We start from the raw sequence: 2,110 nt of genomic DNA on the forward strand, positions 1-2,110 counted from the left end.
TTCACCGGGCGTGGTCCCCCTTCTCCCGAAGTTACGGGGGCATTTTGCCGAGTTCCTTAACCACAGTTCTCTCGATCGCCTTGGTATTCTCTACCTGACCACCTGTGTTGGTTTGGGGTACGGGCCGTGTATGAACTCACTAGAGGCTTTTCTCGGCAGCATAGGATCACTGAATTCCCCACAACGGGTACGCATCAAGTCTCAGCCTTAATGTGACACGGATTTGCCTATTGTCACGGCCTACACTCTTACACCAGTACAACCACTGACTGGCCCAGCTACCTTCCTGCGTCACCCCATCGCTTGGCTACTACCAGATCAGGTCCCGCGCATCCCCACCACGCGGTCCGAAGACCGTCTAGGTGGTTCTGGGCGGTTAGTATCACTGATTCACCATGGGCGCGCATACACGGGTACGGGAATATCAACCCGTTGTCCATCGACTACGCCTGTCGGCCTCGCCTTAGGTCCCGACTCACCCTGGGCAGATTAGCTTGACCCAGGAACCCTTGGTCATCCGGCGGACGAGTTTCTCACTCGTCATTCGCTACTCATGCCTGCATTCTCACTCGTGTGGCCTCCACACCTGGATCACTCCGGCGCTTCTATGGCCACACGACGCTCCCCTACCCACCCACACACCTGCCCGGAGGAGGTTCAACGTGTGAGTGCCGCGGCTTCGGCGGTGTACTTGAGCCCCGCTACATTGTCGGCGCAGGACCACTTGACCAGTGAGCTATTACGCACTCTTTCAAGGGTGGCTGCTTCTAAGCCAACCTCCTGGCTGTCTCAGCGATCCCACATCCTTTTCCACTTAGTACACGCTTAGGGGCCTTAGCCGGCGATCTGGGCTGTTTCCCTCTCGACTATGAAGCTTATCCCCCACAGTCTCACTGCCGCACTCTCACACCTCGGCATTCGGAGTTTGGCTGACGTCAGTAACCTTGTAGGGCCCATCGGCCATCCAGTAGCTCTACCTCCGAGGTGAAACATGCGACGCTGCACCTAAATGCATTTCGGGGAGAACCAGCTATCACGGAGTTTGATTGGCCTTTCACCCCTACCCACAACTCATCCCCTCAGTTTTCAACCTAAGTGGGTTCGCGCCTCCACGACGTCTTACCGTCGCTTCACACTGGCCATGGGTAGATCACTCCGCTTCGGGTCTAGAGCATGCCACTAACAACGCCCTATTCGGACTCGCTTTCGCTACGGCTACCCCACACGGGTTAACCTCGCGACATACCACTAACTCGCAGGCTCATTCTTCAAAAGGCACGCCATCAGCCCAAAAGGCCTCTGACGGATTGTAAGCACACGGTTTCAGGTACTATTTCACTCCCCTCCCGGGGTACTTTTCACCATTCCCTCACGGTACTAATCCGCTATCGGTCACCAAGGAGTATTCAGGCTTACCGGGTGGTCCCGGCAGATTCACAGCAGATTTCACGGGCCCGCTGCTACTTGGGTACACAAATCGCCCCGCCGCAAGGTTTTCAGGTACGGGACTCTCACCCTCTCCGGCCGACCCTTCCAAGTCGTTCCCCTAACCCGCGAACAATCAGCGCCCGGTCCGGCAGAACCAAGGACATCGCGCCCCACAACACCACACACGCAACCCCTGCCGGGTATCACACGCATGCGGTTTAGCCTCCTCCGCGTTCGCTCGCCGCTACTGACGGAATCACTATTGTTTTCTCTTCCTGCGGGTACTGAGATGTTTCACTTCCCCGCGTTCCCTCCACACACCCTATGTATTCAGATGCGGGTAACACGCCATCACGCGTGCTGGGTTCCCCCATTCGGACACCCTCGGATCACAGCTCGTTTGGCAACTCCCCGAGGCTTATCGCAGCCTACTACGTCCTTCATCGGCTCTTGGTGCCAAGGCATCCACCGTGTGCTCTTACACACTTACATTCACAAACAATTAAAGATGCTCGCGTCCACTGTGCAGTTCTCAAACAACACACACCAACCCCACCCACACCCCGGCCACGCATGGCGCATCAGGTGCATCGGGAATCAGTGCCACCAGAAACAACCAAACCCCTCATCGAGGTTCGATGGTGTTGTTTCAGACACCCAACAGTGTGTTTCGTCCCGGACA

The 2,110-nt window shown here is 56.6% G+C and carries 1 rRNA gene; it reads right to left on the reverse strand.

The features are described 5' to 3' along the window. Nucleotides 1-1,920 (reverse strand): 23S ribosomal RNA (locus tag DCI01S_RS16340); the annotation flags it as partial. Nucleotides 1,921-2,110: the final 190 nt, after the last annotated feature.

Origin of the sequence: Dietzia cinnamea NBRC 102147 (genome assembly GCF_001571065.1) — a bacterium.
GTDB lineage: Bacteria > Actinomycetota > Actinomycetes > Mycobacteriales > Mycobacteriaceae > Dietzia > Dietzia cinnamea.